Origin of the sequence: Pseudoduganella sp. R-34, assembly GCF_049904655.1 — a bacterium.
Taxonomy (GTDB): domain Bacteria; phylum Pseudomonadota; class Gammaproteobacteria; order Burkholderiales; family Burkholderiaceae_D; genus Rugamonas.
The window spans coordinates 6,134,031-6,148,541 of the sequence record NZ_CP184572.1; the positions used below are offsets into that span (position 1 = coordinate 6,134,031).

18 protein-coding genes are annotated in these 14,511 nt (G+C 60.8%); 10 read left to right on the top strand and 8 right to left on the bottom strand.

Going from position 1 to position 14,511, the window contains the following annotated elements; all coding sequences use genetic code 11:
• The first annotated feature begins 29 nt into the window (after positions 1-29).
• Together ACN9MW_RS28215 and ACN9MW_RS28220 are read left to right on the top strand one after the other, a co-directional pair.
• Entirely contained in the window at positions 30-1,208 is a 1,179-nt protein-coding gene (locus ACN9MW_RS28215) for a tetratricopeptide repeat protein (protein ID WP_426165148.1), read from the top strand.
• A 126-nt stretch (positions 1,209-1,334) separates the two neighbouring features.
• A complete protein-coding gene (locus ACN9MW_RS28220; RefSeq protein WP_426165150.1) occupies positions 1,335-3,251 on the top strand; it encodes a CocE/NonD family hydrolase in 1,917 nt (638 codons plus the stop codon).
• Positions 3,252-3,258: 7 nt separating this feature from the next.
• Here the strand turns inward: ACN9MW_RS28220 and ACN9MW_RS28225 are convergent, their stop codons facing one another.
• Positions 3,259-3,858, bottom strand: coding sequence for a YdeI/OmpD-associated family protein (locus ACN9MW_RS28225; RefSeq protein WP_426165152.1), 600 nt, complete (start codon positions 3,856-3,858; stop codon positions 3,259-3,261).
• An 87-nt stretch (positions 3,859-3,945) separates the two neighbouring features.
• On the opposite strand from ACN9MW_RS28225, the gene ACN9MW_RS28230 reads away from it, so the two are divergent.
• On the top strand, positions 3,946-4,782 hold the full coding sequence (locus ACN9MW_RS28230) for an alpha/beta hydrolase (protein ID WP_426165154.1): 837 nt from the start codon (positions 3,946-3,948) through the stop codon (positions 4,780-4,782).
• Here ACN9MW_RS28230 and ACN9MW_RS28235 read toward each other — a convergent pair.
• A complete protein-coding gene (locus tag ACN9MW_RS28235) occupies positions 4,766-5,617 on the bottom strand; it encodes an alpha/beta hydrolase (RefSeq protein WP_426165156.1) in 852 nt (283 codons plus the stop codon). The genes ACN9MW_RS28230 and ACN9MW_RS28235 overlap by 17 nt on opposite strands.
• An 11-nt stretch (positions 5,618-5,628) precedes the next feature.
• The gene (locus ACN9MW_RS28240) at positions 5,629-6,285 is read right to left on the bottom strand and encodes a TetR/AcrR family transcriptional regulator (protein ID WP_426165158.1); all 657 of its coding nucleotides are present in this window, start codon (positions 6,283-6,285) and stop codon (positions 5,629-5,631) included.
• Between the two features lie 74 nt (positions 6,286-6,359).
• On the opposite strand from ACN9MW_RS28240, the gene ACN9MW_RS28245 reads away from it, so the two are divergent.
• Entirely contained in the window at positions 6,360-7,964 is a 1,605-nt protein-coding gene (locus tag ACN9MW_RS28245; RefSeq protein WP_426165160.1) for an acyl-CoA dehydrogenase family protein, read from the top strand.
• A gap of 38 nt (positions 7,965-8,002) precedes the next feature.
• On the top strand, positions 8,003-8,248 hold the full coding sequence (locus ACN9MW_RS28250) for a DUF3297 family protein (RefSeq protein ID WP_130310317.1): 246 nt from the start codon (positions 8,003-8,005) through the stop codon (positions 8,246-8,248).
• Here ACN9MW_RS28250 and ACN9MW_RS28255 read toward each other — a convergent pair.
• Together ACN9MW_RS28255 and ACN9MW_RS28260 are read right to left on the bottom strand one after the other, a co-directional pair.
• Entirely contained in the window at positions 8,239-9,579 is a 1,341-nt protein-coding gene (locus ACN9MW_RS28255; RefSeq protein WP_426165162.1) for a glycosyltransferase, read from the bottom strand. The two genes, ACN9MW_RS28250 and ACN9MW_RS28255, sit on opposite strands and share 10 nt — an antisense overlap.
• Positions 9,576-10,514: an NUDIX domain-containing protein gene (locus tag ACN9MW_RS28260; RefSeq protein WP_426165164.1), complete on the bottom strand. Its 939-nt coding sequence runs from the start codon at positions 10,512-10,514 to the stop codon at positions 9,576-9,578. Before ACN9MW_RS28260 ends, ACN9MW_RS28255 begins: the two co-directional genes overlap by 4 nt.
• A 64-nt stretch (positions 10,515-10,578) precedes the next feature.
• On the opposite strand from ACN9MW_RS28260, the gene ACN9MW_RS28265 reads away from it, so the two are divergent.
• The 3 genes from ACN9MW_RS28265 (at position 10,579) to ACN9MW_RS28275 (ending at position 11,807) form a co-directional block, all read left to right on the top strand.
• Positions 10,579-11,334, top strand: a complete 756-nt coding sequence (locus tag ACN9MW_RS28265; RefSeq protein ID WP_426165166.1) for a DeoR/GlpR family DNA-binding transcription regulator — start codon at positions 10,579-10,581, stop codon at positions 11,332-11,334.
• Positions 11,335-11,453: 119 nt separating this feature from the next.
• The gene (locus tag ACN9MW_RS28270) at positions 11,454-11,591 is read left to right on the top strand and encodes a hypothetical protein (protein ID WP_426165168.1); all 138 of its coding nucleotides are present in this window, start codon (positions 11,454-11,456) and stop codon (positions 11,589-11,591) included.
• Between the two features lie 45 nt (positions 11,592-11,636).
• The gene (locus ACN9MW_RS28275) at positions 11,637-11,807 is read left to right on the top strand and encodes a hypothetical protein (RefSeq protein ID WP_426172324.1); all 171 of its coding nucleotides are present in this window, start codon (positions 11,637-11,639) and stop codon (positions 11,805-11,807) included.
• 274 nt (positions 11,808-12,081) lie between these two features.
• Here ACN9MW_RS28275 and ACN9MW_RS28280 read toward each other — a convergent pair whose 3' ends face one another.
• The gene (locus ACN9MW_RS28280; protein ID WP_426165170.1) at positions 12,082-12,270 is read right to left on the bottom strand and encodes a hypothetical protein; all 189 of its coding nucleotides are present in this window, start codon (positions 12,268-12,270) and stop codon (positions 12,082-12,084) included.
• Positions 12,271-12,369: 99 nt separating this feature from the next.
• Between ACN9MW_RS28280 and ACN9MW_RS28285 the strand changes: the two genes are divergently transcribed.
• Both ACN9MW_RS28285 and ACN9MW_RS28290 read left to right on the top strand, forming a co-directional pair.
• Positions 12,370-12,711: a type II toxin-antitoxin system RelE/ParE family toxin gene (locus tag ACN9MW_RS28285; protein ID WP_426165172.1), complete on the top strand. Its 342-nt coding sequence runs from the start codon at positions 12,370-12,372 to the stop codon at positions 12,709-12,711.
• Complete coding sequence (locus ACN9MW_RS28290) at positions 12,686-12,997, top strand: DNA-binding protein (RefSeq protein WP_426165174.1); 312 nt, start codon at positions 12,686-12,688, stop codon at positions 12,995-12,997. Before ACN9MW_RS28285 ends, ACN9MW_RS28290 begins: the two co-directional genes overlap by 26 nt.
• A gap of 49 nt (positions 12,998-13,046) precedes the next feature.
• Here ACN9MW_RS28290 and ACN9MW_RS28295 read toward each other — a convergent pair whose 3' ends face one another.
• Together ACN9MW_RS28295 and ACN9MW_RS28300 are read right to left on the bottom strand one after the other, a co-directional pair.
• Complete coding sequence (locus tag ACN9MW_RS28295) at positions 13,047-13,595, bottom strand: hypothetical protein (protein ID WP_426165176.1); 549 nt, start codon at positions 13,593-13,595, stop codon at positions 13,047-13,049.
• 54 nt (positions 13,596-13,649) lie between these two features.
• Positions 13,650-13,928 carry a hypothetical protein gene (locus ACN9MW_RS28300; protein WP_426165178.1) on the bottom strand — a complete coding sequence of 93 codons (279 nt, stop codon included), beginning with the start codon at positions 13,926-13,928 and terminating at the stop codon, positions 13,650-13,652.
• Positions 13,929-14,511 lie beyond the last annotated feature (583 nt).

Consider the following 14,511-nt stretch of genomic DNA (forward strand, 5'->3'; position numbering starts at 1 on the left):
TTGTTTCATAGAGGTGAGGAGACGCCACCATGAAACTACTGTCAACATTGATTTTCGCTGCATTGCTGGCCGGCTGCGCAAGCGGTCCGCCGGCAGTTTCAACGCCTGAACGCGCGCTCTTCACCGACGCAGCCTTCCGCAAGCCGGCCGACATGATCACGCCGGAGCAAGTCTTTGAACTGTCGCCGGAAATGAAGGCCTATGCGAACAGGCTGCGTTCATCGCTAAGCGGCAAGTCGAAGCACCAGGCTCTGTATGAAGCGCTGTACCAGCGCGACCAGCTTCGCCTCGAATACGACTCCGAAACAACGCGCACGGCCGCCGAGGCCTTTGCAGCGCGCGCCGGCAATTGCATGTCGCTGGTGATCATGACGGCCGCCTTCGCCCAGGAACTGGGGCTGGAGGTGCAATTCCAGCGCATCACCAGTGAAGACACCTGGAGCCGTTCCGGTTCGCTGTACTTCAGCAGCGGCCACGTCAACCTGGTATTGAGCAAGCCAAATCCTGTATCGGAGCGTACCTACGATACCATGCGCTCGATTGTCATCGACTTCCTGCCGCCGCCGGATGCCGAGCTGATGCCGACCGAAATCATTTCGCAGCGCACCGTGGTGGCCATGTACATGAACAACCGCGCCGCCGAGACGCTGGTACAGGGCAAGCTGGACGAGGCTTACTGGTGGGCCCGCGCCGCCATCGAATACGAGCCCAACTTCCTGATGGGGTACAACACCCTGTCCACCGTCTACCAGCGCCACGGCGACATGCAGATGGCCGAAACGACGCTGCGCTTCGCCCACCAGCATGATCCTCTGAATACGGTGATCCTGTTCAACCTGTCCGAAGTCGCCAAGGCGCTGGGCAAGAAGGACGAAGCGGCCAAATACAAGGCCGAGCTGGCACGGCTGGAACCCTACCCGCCCTTCTACTTCTTCCACATCGGACAGAAAGCAATGGCCGAAGGGGACTACCAGAAAGCGCGCTCGATGTTCGTGCGCGAAGTACAGCGTGCTCCGTATTACCACGAGTTCCACTTCTGGCTGGCCAAGGCATCTTTCGCACTGGGCAACCTGAAGGAAGCCGACAAGCATATGTCGCTGGCAGTAATGAACAGCACCACGCGCGGCGACACCGCCATCTACGCCGGCAAACTGGCCGCCCTGCGCCTGTACGAATCGCGAGCCCGTCTTCGACCGGGAGAAATCTAAGTAACCCCGGTGCCAGCGCCCGATACGCGTAGCGTGTTGGGCCCTGGCACTGGCATCTCAAGTCCCGGTGCCAGCTCCTGACACGTGCAGCGTGTTGGGCCCTGGCACCGGCATAATAAAGGAATCATGCTTTCCAAACTCAGCCCCCTCACCCTTTCCCTTGCACTGGCCTTCGCAGGCGCCGCCCACGCGGCGCCTGATGAAAAGCCGGACCTGCGTTCCTCCTACACCAAGTACGAATTCCGCATCCCCATGCGCGACGGGGTGCGCCTGTTCACAGCCGTCTACGTGCCGAAGGATGCCGGCAAGTCCTATCCCTTCCTGATCGAACGCACGCCCTACAGCGCGGGCGTGAATGTCGACGGCCAGCTCCAGTACGGACCTGACTTTTTCCCGCGCCGCCTCGGCCCTTCGGCCGATTTCAGCGACGCCGGCTACATCTTCGTCAAGCAGGACGTGCGCGGCCGCTACATGTCCGAAGGCAGGTGGCAGGAAATGACGCCGCATGCCAAGACCGCACTGGAGCCGGGCGAAGGCAATGAAAGCCGCGACATGCACGACACGGTCGACTGGCTGCTCAAGCATGTGGCCAACAACAACGGCAAGGTCGGCATCTACGGCATCAGCTATCCCGGCTTCTACACAGCAGCCAGCATCATCGATTCGCACCCGGCGATCCGGGCCGCCTCGCCGCAGGCGCCGGTCACCGACCTGTTCATGGGCGACGATTCCTACCATGGAGGCGCCTTCATGCTGGCGGCTAACTTCGACTTTTACGCCGCCTTCACGGAAGAAAAGAATCCGTCACCCCTGCCCAAGAGCTGGAGCGATTTCGATTACGGCACCACCAGCGGCTACGACTACTTCCTGCAGCGCCTGACCATGTCGAACATCCTGGCCGGCATGCAGCCCAAGCAGCTGGCCTACCTGAAGCCGACCATCGACCACGACACTTACGACGAATTCTGGAAGTCGCGCAACCTGGCGCCGCACATGAAGAACGTCAAGGCCGCCGTGATGACCGTCGGCGGCTGGTTCGATGCGGAAGACCCGGCAGGCCCGTTCTCGATCTACCGCGCCGTCGGCAAGAACAACCCGGGTATCTACAACGGCCTGGTAATCGGCCCGTGGTCGCACGGCGGCTGGGCCAGCGGCGAAGGCAAGCGCCTGGGCCACGTGAAATTCGACAGCAAGACCAGCGAGTATTTCAACAAGAAGCTCTTGTTCCCCTTCTTCGAAGAGCAGTTGAAGGGCGTCAAGCCGGCGCAGCCGATTGCCGCCGTCAACACCTTCGAAACCGGCACCAACGTCTGGCGCCAGTACAGCGCATGGCCGCCGGTGCAGGCCAAGGCGAAGATGTTGTACCTGGGCCCGAACGGTACCCTCGGCTGGACCCAGCCTGCTGCCGGCGGCGGCTTCGACGAATACGTCAGCGACCCGCGCAGGCCGGTGCCTTATATCGGCTATCCGGCGACCGGCGTGCCACGCGAGTACATGGTTTCCGACCAGCGCTTTGCTTCGACGCGCCCGGACGTGCTGGTGTACCAGAGCGAAGTGCTGGAAGAAGACGTGACCATCGCCGGCCCGGTGACGCCCCGGCTGTTCGTCTCCACCACCGGCACCGACAGCGATTTCGTGGTCAAGCTGATCGACGTCTACCCGAACGACTACCCGCAGGACAAGGAAGAAGAAAAGCACAAGGACGTGGCGCCGCCCTCAGTGAAGATGGGCGGCTACCAGCAACTGGTGCGTGGCAATCCGCTGCGCGGCAAGTTCCGCAACAGCTTCGAAAAGCCCGAGCCTTTCGTGCCTGGCAAGGTGGAGCCGCTCAGCTACCAGCTGGGCGACGTGCAGCACACTTTCCGCCGCGGCCACCGCATCATGGTGCATGTGCAGAGCAGCTGGTTCCCGCTGGTCGACCTGAACCCGCAGACCTTCACCAACATCTCGAACGCGAAGCCGGAAGACTTCGTGAAGGCCACCCAGCGCGTCTACCATGCGCCGGGCACGGCGTCGGGCCTGCAGCTGATGGTGATGCCTTGAGCGGTGCCTAGCAGTTCTCGTACTTCCAATGCCGCTTCTTGCCCTCGGCAATCCACTCGACCGCCTGGGCCATGCGCTTGTCGCGCGTGGCCTCGGTCTTTGCTTCGGTCAGCCAGTCGCAGTAATCGCGCTTGGCGCTGGTTGAAAACTCGTTAAAGACCTCATATGCAGCCGGGTTGGCTTCCAGCGCAGCGATGAAGTAATCCGGCACCACCAGTTCGCGCGGCGCTGCCTTCGGACGCGCGACCTTGGTCCCCTGTTCGTTGAGCTTCATGGCCTTCTTGATGTAGGCAGTGAGCTCTTTCTTCGGCGGCAAGTCCTTGATCGAGGTAATGCGGCCGAACTGGCCCATGGCTTCCTTGCCCTTGTCATTCTCGGCCGCAATCAGCAATTCAGCCTTCCAGAAGTTCAGGGCGCAATGCTGCTTGAAGGCGGCAAAGCTGCAGATGATTCCGTGGTAGTCGAAGTTCGGCATGCTCCACTTGATGGTTTCCTTCACCTCAGGACAAGCCGCGTGGATCACTTTCCGCAGGTGGGTCAGGATGGGCTGAGCGAATTCGGCCGACTTGGCGATGTACACGTCGACGCGCGGATCAATGGTGGGCATGGTCATCCTATCAAGTGTGTTGCCACAATCTGACATCGGTGCGTTGCTTAACGCAGTTTGCTCAGCATTAGGAGCATACTAAGACACATGAACAATTCACGCAAAGTGGCCGCCGCCGCTGGCGCCGTGGGTTTCGTCTGGGCTGGATTGACGGCCCTCCTCATGGCCGGCCAGCGCAAGCTGCTGTTCAATCCCACCGTCAAGCGCGAGGTACAAAGCCCGCGCAGCAGCGGCCACCGCACACGTGCAATCGTGTTGCGCGGCGACGACGGAACGCGTCTGGCGGGCTGGCTGATGACGCCGCGCGAACCGGGCGTGCGGCCTGCCGTGGTGTATTTCGGCGGGCGCTCGGAAGAAGTGTCCTGGCTGGTGCGCGATGCCGGGAACCTGTTCCCCGGCATGACGGTATTGACCCTGAATTACCGCGGCTATGGCGATTCGCACGGCGAGCCCGGCGAAGAAATGCTGGTTGCCGACGCCTGCATGCAGCTCGACTGGCTGTGCAAGCACCACAAGGTCGACCCGACCCGCATTGCGGTGGTGGGGCGCAGCCTCGGTTCCGGCGTGGCGGTGCAGCTGGCGATGCAGCGACGGGTGCAGGCCACGGTGCTGATCACGCCTTACGACTCCATCCTGGCGCTGGCGCAGCGTAAATTCCCTGCGCTGCCGGTGTCGATGCTGCTGCAGCATCGCTTCGAATCGGTCAAGCACGCGACGCAACTGGCGGCGCCGACCTACGTGCTGCGCGCGGCAAGCGACGATATCGTGCCGCATTCGCACACCAATGAGCTGGTCAGCAAGCTGGCCTGCCTGCACCACGACGAAATCATTCCCGATTCCGATCACCTGAACATCCCTTACCTGCCGACTACCCAGCAGAAGATCGCCTGCTTCCTGCAGGCGCAGTTCACGCAGCCGGCTTGAATACCGAGCGGAAGGCGCGCATCGCGCCCGGGTGGCCGATCGTCATATGCGTTTCTTCCAGCATTGGCGCCATTTGCCAGTGCAGGCCGTCGAGCTGCACGCTGCCCAGCGCCTGCTCCAGCTGTTTCGCCAATTCCGGCTGGCCTTTCTCGCCACTGGTGGCGATGAACAGGGTCTTGTCCAGGCGCTTGCGGGCGCGCAGCGCGCCGGCGGCGGTTTTCAGGATCTGGCGGTTGTTCCACCATAGCGTCGGGTCAATGGCGATAAAGGTGTCGAACATCTCCGGCGCCTGCAGGAAGGTTTCCAGCACGAACATGCCAGCCAGCGATTCGCCTATCAGCGCGGTCTCTCCAGTGGTGTTGTAGCGTGCTGTCACCTGCGGCATCAGTTCTTCGCGGATGAAGCGGCGGAACGCGGCAGAGCCGCCGACCACGGGGGCAATCTTCCTGTCTTCCGGGTTTTCGGTAGGAGCGGTCATGTCGCGGCGCCGCTGCGTATTCTCGATCCCCACCAGCATGAAGGAGCGCATCACCAGGCTGGCCACCGATACTTGCAGCAGGCCTGCCGTGTGCACGAAGTCTTCCGCCACGCCGCCGTCCAGCATGAACAGCACCGGCAGCGGCGCATCCGGCTTCACGTTCCAGGCCCGCGCCGAGTAGACGTTGATGCGGCGCATTTCGCCGAGGATTCTGGACTCCATCGTGAACGTTTCGCCAATCGCCAGCGGTGCAGCAGGCGCGGCGCCAGCCGCCCCAGCTTCCGCCGCCCCCGCCCGCGCCACCGCGGACGCCAGCACGCCCGCTGCCACGCCCAACACCTGCCTCCTGCTTGCCATGCTTTCTCCTCTCAAAACACCAGACAGCCCCGGTACGCGCGCGGCGCGACCACGGACAGATAACCATGCACCGCCTGCCGCACCAGGGCCCGCAGCGCAGCCGCATCGGGCCGCTCGCTGCGCGCCATCAAGGTCTGCGACACCAGGCTGTAAGCGATGGCATGCGCGGCAAAGGCGGCATCCTCCAACGTTGCGCCGGCCGGCCAGTCGGCGCCCGCGCCCAGGCCGCGCTCCCACGTGGCCACGAACTCCCGGTAAAGCTCGCGGAACGCCTGCGGCTTTGAAATCTGGCGCTCCAGATGAAACAAGGCCGCCCACTGTTCGGGTTCCGCCAGCGGCGCCTGCAATTGCGCTTCCAGCAGCGCATCGACCCGTTCCGGCAGCGGCAGGCCGGCCGTTGCCTGCGCCGCCTGCTGCAACGCATCGGCAATGGCCCGCACCCGCTGGCGGATGCTGACCGCGGCCAGCGCTTCCTTGCTGGCGAAGTATTCGTAAAAGCTGCCGGCGCCAACGCCAGCCAGCGCCAGCACCTGGCGGATGCTGACCTGCGCATAGCCTTTCTCGGCGAGCAGCTGCACGAAAGCCTGCTCGATGGCCTGCGCCGTGGCGCGGGCGCGCGACTGTGTCGGTTTTCGCCGCTTCGGCGCGACGGGAAGTGGTGCATGCATGGTCGGAATCCGAACACCCGGGAAAGCGCCGAGCATTACACTTTCTTGCACATTAATCAAGGAGCTGCGCCGCAATGGACAACCTGACCCACGAATTGCAAGGCTATAACCTGTACACCAGCGACCTCGCGCTGCAGGAAGGCATCCGCCGCGCCGGCGCCGGCGCCCATGAAGCCGAACTGGAAGCCTATGGCGCGCTGCTGGGCAGCGCGGCCACGATCCGCATGGCCGAAGACGCCAACCATTTCAAACCCGAACTGCATACCTTCGACCGGCAGGGCCGCCGCATCGACCGTATCGAATTCCATCCGGCCTGGCACGGCATGATGCGCATGGCGCGCGAGCAAGGCATGATCACCCAGCCCTTCTCGGACCCGCGGCCCGGCGCCTGGGCGGCTTACGCGGCCGCTTTCTCGATGCACCACCAGATCGAGTCCGGCAGCCAATGTCCGCACTCGATGACGCTGGCCTGCGTGCCCGTATTGCGCCAGGAGCCGGAGCTGTTCGAAGCGCTGGCGCCGAAACTGTTCTCGCGCACTTACGACCCGCGCGACATCCCGCTCGAGGAAAAGGATTCGATCCTGGTCGGCATGGGCATGACGGAGAAACAGGGCGGCTCGGACCTGCGCACCAATACCACGCGCGCCGAAGCCGTTGCCGGCGGCTACGAGCTGACCGGACACAAATGGTTCTTCTCCGCGCCCATGTGCGATGCGCACCTGGTGCTGGCCCGCACCGAAGGCGGACTGTCCTGCTTCTTCGTGCCGCGCTACCGGCCGGATGGCAGCAAGAATGCGGTGCAGGTGCAGCGCCTGAAGGAAAAGGTCGGCAACCGCTCGAATGCCAGCAGCGAAGTGGAATTCCATGGCGCCTGGGGCCGCATGGTGGGCAAGGAAGGACGCGGCATCCCGACCATCATCGAGATGGCCAATATCACGCGGCTGAACTGCGTGATGGGGGCAGCGAGCCTGATGCGCCAATGCGTGGTGCAGGCCATCCACCATTCGCGCCAGCGGTACGCCTTCGGCAAACGGCTGGTCGAACAGCCACTGATGCAGAACGTGCTGGCAGACATGGCGCTGGAAAGCGAGGCTGCCACGCAGCTGATGATGCGCATGGCCGAAGCCTTCGACCGCGACGACAGCCCGCTGGAGCGCGCTTACCAGCGCATCGTCACCCCGGCAGGCAAGCTGTGGACCACCAAGCGCTCGATCGAACTGTCGGCGGAAGCGATGGAAGTCTTCGGCGGCAACGGCTATATGGACGAAGGGCCGATGGGACGCCTGTACCGCGAAACACCGGTACTGTCGATCTGGGAAGGTTCCGGCAACGTGATGGCGCTCGACCTGCTGCGCGCCATCGGCCGCGAGCCGGAAGCCATAGCCGCACTGCTGGCCGACCTGCAGGATGGCTGCCACGCCGACGCCGTGCTGCGCCCCCACTTCGCCATGCTGGCCGGCCTGCTCGACGGCCGTACCTCGCAGGAGGCGTCGGCCCGCCGCAACGCGCAAGCGCTGGTCCTGCTGATCCAGGCCCGGCTGCTGCGCGAACGCGCCCCAGCCGCAATCGCCGACGCCTTCATCGTCAGCCGCTTCGACAGCGCGCACGGCCGCATCTACGGCACCCTGCCGGACGCCCGCGCCCTGCCCGCCATCATCGACCGCGCCTGGCCGGTGTAACGCGAATCGCGGTCCGGCTTCCGGTATAATCCTGCCCCATGAACGATACTACCCGCCCAGAACTCCCGGACCACCTGTCGATCGACCCGCGCAGCCCGCACCACGTAGCTGCCGTGTTCGAGCACGACATTGGCATCAAATTCAACGACAAAGAGCGCTTTGACGTTGAGGAATACTGCATCAGCGAAGGCTGGATCAAAGTCCAGCACGCCACGGCCAAGGACCGCCGCGGCCAGCCGATGCTGATCAAGCTGAAAGGCAAGGTAGACGCCTTCTACCGCTGATATTCCTCCCCGGGCCAGCTTTCGCTGGCCTTTTTTCCGGCCAGCGCAGTCGAATCAAGGCGTCGGCTGCGAAGTTCGATTTGCCGCACCGCTTCCGCGACGCCATTCTCCTGCCGCATTGCTTCGCCAATCCGGCGTGCCCGCTCGCCCATCTCAGGATTTTCGCGCACATGGCGAATCTGCGCGGCGATGCCGGCTGCTGTCGCATTGCGGCGTTTGACGGTCTTGCCTGCGACGCCGATGCGTTTCAGCTCACGGCCCCAATGCTCCTGCTCACTGAGATTGGCGACCACGATCGAAGGCTTGCCCGCCAGCGTAGCCGACTGCGTCGTCCCGGCGCCTCCGTGGTGAACAATCGCCATGCAATGGGGGAAAATCCGGTGGTGCGGCGCCGCCGCGACGTACAAGATACGGTCGTCAGAGCTGAAGCCGCATGCGTTCCAGTCGCTGCACTGGATGATCGCACGGCAGTTTGCCTCGCGCGCAGCATCGGTCAGCAAACGCAGGGCCGCCGTTTGCCCCTTGAGATCCTTGGGCATCCAGCTGCCAAAGGTCATGTACACCGGCGCCTCCCCAGCCGCAAGAAAGCCAGACAAGGAAGGCGGTAGTACTCCTTCCAGTTCACAGTTCGGCCGGTCAAGGAAACCGCAGACCTGGATCGAGTCGGGCCAGTCGGGTTGACGCGGACAGATTTGCGGGCTGACTGCCACCAGCGCCAGGTAGCGCGATACCCAGACGTCCGACACGATGTCGCGCATCGGCGCCATGCCCAATTGCTTGCGCAGCCGGTCCGGGTAGTGGCGCACAGTGCGATTCAGGAGAGTGCGGGTCAGCCGCCATAACAGGCGATTTCCGTGCCTGCCGACCATCGACAAGCCAAGAGGATTGACATGATCGCTTGGCACGCCGCCATGCGACAACAGGACGCTAACGTAGGGCAGCCCCGCATGTTCCGCCGCAACCTGCAACGGGTGCATGAAGTAATGCCCAACCAGCAGGTCCGACTCCGCGCACAGGCGCCGGGCCGCCTCGAACATGGCGTCCTCCGCCGGCGCAAACGCCAGGCGCAAGATCTCGGCCATCTGCTTCAGCGGATCACGGATGCGATAGGCAGCCTGGCCGACGGCTTCGGCCTGCTCGGCGTTGAAGGTGAGCGGTGTCAAGACGGTGATTTTCGCCCCGGCAGCGGAACGCACCTTGTCGTACGTTTCGGCTTCGAGGCTGGTAATCACCAGGTGGACTTCATGGCCGGCGGACTGCAAGCCATCGGCAAGCGCAAGAAAGGGACGGATATCACCGTGGCTGCCCCAAGTCAGCATTCCAATTTTCATCGTGCCTCCGGAATCTCCGTCAGGTCGTGGTACACCAGCTTGCCGAGTTTGCGCGCCGCAGCCACCATGGCATCCGCGCCGGCGGAGGCGCCGCCAATGCGCAAGATGGCGTTGCAGTGGGAAAGTAAGCGCTCACAATGTGGATGGAAAATCTCTTTATAGACAGTATCGCCGACGGATGTCGAGCCAGCGGCATGCAGCACAGGCAGCGCCAGCCACTCGCCCAATACCGGCGTGTGGCCCTTGCGACACAGCGGCAGAACATAGGCCTCCATGGCGGCCATGTTCGCTGCCATGCGCTCCGGATCGTCGCCCGTACCCGAACGGTATGGACCTGCGACCAGGATCATCATGCTACGCGGCGGCAGCAAGTGCAGGTGTAGGTACTGCAGCAGCATGACGGTCTTGGCGTCCTTGATCTCGCCGCTGGCCGTCATTGCCAGCGCCTGGTCGGCATCGAGTTCGAGGACCTCAATCTCTTCGCCCTCGTCCTCCAGCCCGCCGCCGCTGCCGATCTTCGACTGTGCGTCATATTCGCCGACGAAGAAGTGCAGGCGCTCGGTGACGGAGCCGGGGCTCATGAAGACATCGAACACCGGCCGCAGCTTGTCCACCTTGTAGCCGGTTTCCTCTTCCAGCTCGGCATGCATGCGCTGTTCCGGATGCGCTTCATCCAGCAGGCCGGCCGGGGCTTCGATCAGGTAGCCGTCATGCTGGTTGACGTAGGCGGGAAAGCGGAACTGGCGCGTCAACAGCACCGTGCGGCGCTCCAGGTTATACAGCAGGGCAACGGCGCCATTGCCGCGGTCGTAAGTTTCCCTGCTCATGGTCTGCCAGCGGCCGTCGCGGCGTTTCAGATCGAAGGTGGTGGTCTTGAGGACGTACCAGTTATCCGACAACAGCTGGACCGACTTGATGCGGACATACTCGTGCATGATTTTCTCCACCCGGTTTTCAATTCATGCATAATCATGCAAGATCAATTAAAAACATGCAAGCATGCTGACCTCCCAACGCAAACTCGTCCTGCTGGAGATGCTGAACCGCGAGGGCAAGATCGTCGCCACCGACGCCGCCCAAGCCCTTGCCGTTTCGGAAGACACCATCCGCCGCGACTTGCGCGAACTGGCGCGCGAAGGCCGCCTGCAGCGCGTGCACGGCGGCGCCTTGCCGGCGTCGCCTGCGATGGGTGACTTCGCCGCCCGCCAACAGATAGCACCCGACGACAAGAGCGCGATCGGCCGCGCCGCCGCCGCCATGGTGCAGCCGGGGCAAGTCGTGTTCATCGACGGCGGAACGACCTCGGCCCAACTGGTGCGCCAGCTTCCGCCTGGGCTGCAAGCTACCGTGGTCACGCACAGCCCATCCATCGCGCTGGAACTGGTGTCGCATCCGACGATCGAGGTGATCATGCTGGGCGGGCGCCTGTTCAGGCATTCGGTGGTGAACGTAGGCGCCACGACTGTCGACGCGATCCGGCAATTCCGGGCCGACCTGTATTTCATGGGCGTCTGCAGCGTGCACCCCGAGGCCGGCTTATCGACCGGGGATTTCGAGGAGGCTGGCGTCAAGCGAGCCCTGAGCGCAGCGGCCGCCGAAACCATCGTCCTCGCTTCGCCAGAGAAGCTGATGACAGCCTCACCATACCAGGTGATTCCGCTAAGCGAGCTATCTGCCCTGGTAACGGTTGCCAGCGTGCCGGAAGAAACGCTGTCGCCCTACCGCCAGCGCGGCATCACGGTCCACCTGGCGTAGCGCATCCCCAGTCACAGAACGCCTGCAACTGATGAATATCATCAGATGATATAGTGGTCTAATGAAGGCGGCGTCCTGCCATGGACACGCTGCTGGACCCGATGGACTGACGGTAAAAAATGATGAAACCAATTTTTATTGGCATCATGCTTCAAGAGCGAATTCGCGAACGCGTGCTGGCGATCGCTCGTGGCGACTACGCCTCCAAGTCAACTGAACCGAATATTTGGTTTGCGTCGATGAAATCGCTCGCATAGGTCCTGAGTGATGACAACCGCGCCCTTCTACATGTCATCATGGACATGAAGCCGGAATCTATTTCAGCGTTGGCAGAGGCTACCGGCCGCAAACCTAGCAAGCTATTCCGGACCTTAAAGACCATGTCCAACTATGGCATCGTGGAATTGAAGCGAGAGCGAAATTATGTGCGTCCGATTGCAAACGCTACAGAGTTCCATATTGTCGCGGGATAGCTTTGCGTCAAGGCGCTGACGCCTAATCCAAGCCAACAGCTTCATTGGCAACAGCCCGAGATTACAATTCTGCCAAGGGGCCATAAGGCCAGCCACTGCCTCACTTTATCTGCATACGACAAAATATAAGCGGGGTCTCGATGGCAGGGTCAAGACCTGGTACAAGTCCCCTCGCATGCCCAGCACTTTGTCGCCCAACTTACCCGTGCCACAGTTGAACACAATCGCCTTGATGTTTGGGAAGCGTTCAAGCAAGCCAAGCAGATCGTTGCCGTTACGGTTGCGGATGACTGTCGAGGCTTCCCTTGCGATGTGCCTCCGAAACGACGTCCCACAAGCCGATGCCAGGCTCGAGCAAGTTAGCCAGGTGGGCGTCGTAAGACATGGAGCGCAAGTCGGCCTCGATCACTGCGCCGAGCAACTCCGAGAATTTGTTGATGTTTTGGTCAATTTGACACCACATGAATCGCTTCAGACTCCGACATAGGTCAATTCCATGTTCAGGTACTCGTGCAATGCTTGTTTGCTCAGTTCCCTTGCGACGTTTCGCTTATAAGCTAAAATGTACACTATCCTTCATTATCTGGATGCTCGTGGCAAGGACTACTTCCAAGAATCGCTGGATGCCCTGGGTGATCGGAATGCAAAGTTAGCAATCATTCGGCGAGTGGCACGATTGGCCGCTGGCTTAGCAGGTGACCACCAGTCGCTCCGCGAGGGAGTTCAAGAGCTTCGAATCGATATCGGTCCCGGATACAGCGTGTACTTTGCATTTGTTGGCAAGGCGGTCGTCCTTTTGACGTGCGGCGGCAGCAAACGAACACAAGACCGAGATATTGCATCCGCAATAGAAATGCTACGAGATTGGAAGAACAGAAATGACAAAATCCCACCGCTCTCATGATGATACCACTGTCGAGATGTTTCGGAAGGATCCAACTCTGGCCGCGGACTATCTTAACGACGTTCTCGCAACCGGTGATGAAGTGGATCTGATGATGGCGCTTAGGTATTTGAGCACGGCCTTCGGCGGCGTGCAGGAAATTGCTCGCCGGGCGGACGCCAATCCAAACACGATGTACCGCACGCTGTCTGAACATGGCAACCCGTCGTTAAGGACTTTGCGAGCCATTCTGAGCTCCATGGGATTGCGCCTAGCAGTTCGGCCTATCTCTGCGGGAGAAGCATAGTCTTTCGCTAGGCTTTGCCTGCCGACTGCTTCCGCCCCGAAGCGGACCATCAGTTAGCAATCTCTACTTCAGCTTCAAGCCAGACAGTCGGCTTGGCATTCAACATCGAAACGGGGTTCGGATTCACATTGAACGTCAATGACTTTGGGATACCACTTACCTTAAATTCTGCAGTGGAGTCCGCTGAGGGTTGTGGCCCACAAATAGAGCAAAGTGGCATGGCATCAGGAGGCACTGCGCTCACGCTCGCGATCGCAAAGGTAATGGGGCCTTTGGAAATTGCAAGTGCGCCGCGCACAGAAACGCTTTGATTCTTTCCTTTCCAAGTCATATTGCAGCCGGATATCTCCCGAGTATTTGAGCGGGTGGCACCACCGGTATCAGAATAGACTGGAATTTTGCCGCTAACCTTGCAGAGTTTGGTTATCTTGGTCACTTGTCCATTATGAGCTTCGACCAGCTGGACCGTAGCGGTCATTTTGGCGTTGCGCAGTACGGGAGGTGCAAGCGATGGCGGCGGAATTGCATATACTGGCTGAGCACTCAATATCAGCAACATAGCGAGCAACTGCCTTCGGGATAATTTCACCAATTTCATAAGACTTTTTTTTGAGGCTGCTCATGGCCGTTTTCGTTCACATGGACGGCGAAGTTAACGAGGCTCATCAGTGGGCAAAATTCCCGCAATGGCGAGCGCCAGCTCATCGTCAAGAATTTCAGTTTCGTCCGTGAAGCTCGACGCAATCCGGCGTTGGGCCTCGGGCACTACTAACCCCAATGCGATTTGCTGACGAATGAAGGTAGCCAACACGTAATTCGAAATTTCACCAACTGGTACCAACCAATTGTCGCGGCAACGCTCTGTGAGACTTGAGTTGAAGTCCGGATCAACCCAAGGGCCAACGATATCTGCGACTGCTCTTTTTTCCATTTAATCTCATGTCATGTCAGCGGCAAGACGCCTCAGATGCCCGCTATTGGCCGGATTCTGCCTGCGGCATCAACGTTGGACGTAACCGGCCGCAGCAGCGCGAAGCGATGCGTAGGTCCGGTTGACGGAATTGTTGGGCCAGTTGCGCATTACCTGGAGTGCCATGAGGTATGACAGTTCAAACATTGCTGAGCGGCCCGAGTTGCGAGCTTCCCACCACAGTGAGGGCAGATACCAAAAACTTCTTCGCATTTCGGAAACATTCGATGATCCATGTACTCACGAACGACTTCAACAGCAACATCTTCAAAAGTAGCGATCTTCTTCTCGAGCGCGTCCCGGTTACCCACAAGATCATTTCCGATAGAAGAGAATGTTTCAACCGACGGACAAAATGTCGTCATTTCGGTTCCACACCGGGGACATTCGCGTTTTCCAAAAGTTCGCATTTAGGCCCAACGTGTTATAGATCGCAAAATACCGAGTTAACATGGGCATCTACGATATAACATCCCTTGTTTTTGACCAAAGAAGCCCTTCAACGGCGGGGCTTCTTTAATATTTACTGCATTTCCATACAGGT

What these genes read in the sequence shown, in the direction of transcription:
- ACN9MW_RS28215 (WP_426165148.1), top strand. Translation starts at nt 30, where the DNA reads ATGAAACTACTGTCAACATTGATTTTCGCTGCATTGCTGGCCGGCTGC.
- ACN9MW_RS28220 (WP_426165150.1), top strand. Translation starts at nt 1,335, where the DNA reads ATGCTTTCCAAACTCAGCCCCCTCACCCTTTCCCTTGCACTGGCCTTC.
- ACN9MW_RS28225 (WP_426165152.1), bottom strand. Translation starts at nt 3,858, where the DNA reads ATGCCCACCATTGATCCGCGCGTCGACGTGTACATCGCCAAGTCGGCC.
- ACN9MW_RS28230 (WP_426165154.1), top strand. Translation starts at nt 3,946, where the DNA reads ATGAACAATTCACGCAAAGTGGCCGCCGCCGCTGGCGCCGTGGGTTTC.
- ACN9MW_RS28235 (WP_426165156.1), bottom strand. Translation starts at nt 5,617, where the DNA reads ATGGCAAGCAGGAGGCAGGTGTTGGGCGTGGCAGCGGGCGTGCTGGCG.
- ACN9MW_RS28240 (WP_426165158.1), bottom strand. Translation starts at nt 6,285, where the DNA reads ATGCATGCACCACTTCCCGTCGCGCCGAAGCGGCGAAAACCGACACAG.
- ACN9MW_RS28245 (WP_426165160.1), top strand. Translation starts at nt 6,360, where the DNA reads ATGGACAACCTGACCCACGAATTGCAAGGCTATAACCTGTACACCAGC.
- ACN9MW_RS28250 (WP_130310317.1), top strand. Translation starts at nt 8,003, where the DNA reads ATGAACGATACTACCCGCCCAGAACTCCCGGACCACCTGTCGATCGAC.
- ACN9MW_RS28255 (WP_426165162.1), bottom strand. Translation starts at nt 9,579, where the DNA reads ATGAAAATTGGAATGCTGACTTGGGGCAGCCACGGTGATATCCGTCCC.
- ACN9MW_RS28260 (WP_426165164.1), bottom strand. Translation starts at nt 10,514, where the DNA reads ATGCACGAGTATGTCCGCATCAAGTCGGTCCAGCTGTTGTCGGATAAC.
- ACN9MW_RS28265 (WP_426165166.1), top strand. Translation starts at nt 10,579, where the DNA reads ATGCTGACCTCCCAACGCAAACTCGTCCTGCTGGAGATGCTGAACCGC.
- ACN9MW_RS28270 (WP_426165168.1), top strand. Translation starts at nt 11,454, where the DNA reads ATGATGAAACCAATTTTTATTGGCATCATGCTTCAAGAGCGAATTCGC.
- ACN9MW_RS28275 (WP_426172324.1), top strand. Translation starts at nt 11,637, where the DNA reads ATGAAGCCGGAATCTATTTCAGCGTTGGCAGAGGCTACCGGCCGCAAA.
- ACN9MW_RS28280 (WP_426165170.1), bottom strand. Translation starts at nt 12,270, where the DNA reads ATGTGGTGTCAAATTGACCAAAACATCAACAAATTCTCGGAGTTGCTC.
- ACN9MW_RS28285 (WP_426165172.1), top strand. Translation starts at nt 12,370, where the DNA reads ATGTACACTATCCTTCATTATCTGGATGCTCGTGGCAAGGACTACTTC.
- ACN9MW_RS28290 (WP_426165174.1), top strand. Translation starts at nt 12,686, where the DNA reads ATGACAAAATCCCACCGCTCTCATGATGATACCACTGTCGAGATGTTT.
- ACN9MW_RS28295 (WP_426165176.1), bottom strand. Translation starts at nt 13,595, where the DNA reads ATGAAATTGGTGAAATTATCCCGAAGGCAGTTGCTCGCTATGTTGCTG.
- ACN9MW_RS28300 (WP_426165178.1), bottom strand. Translation starts at nt 13,928, where the DNA reads ATGGAAAAAAGAGCAGTCGCAGATATCGTTGGCCCTTGGGTTGATCCG.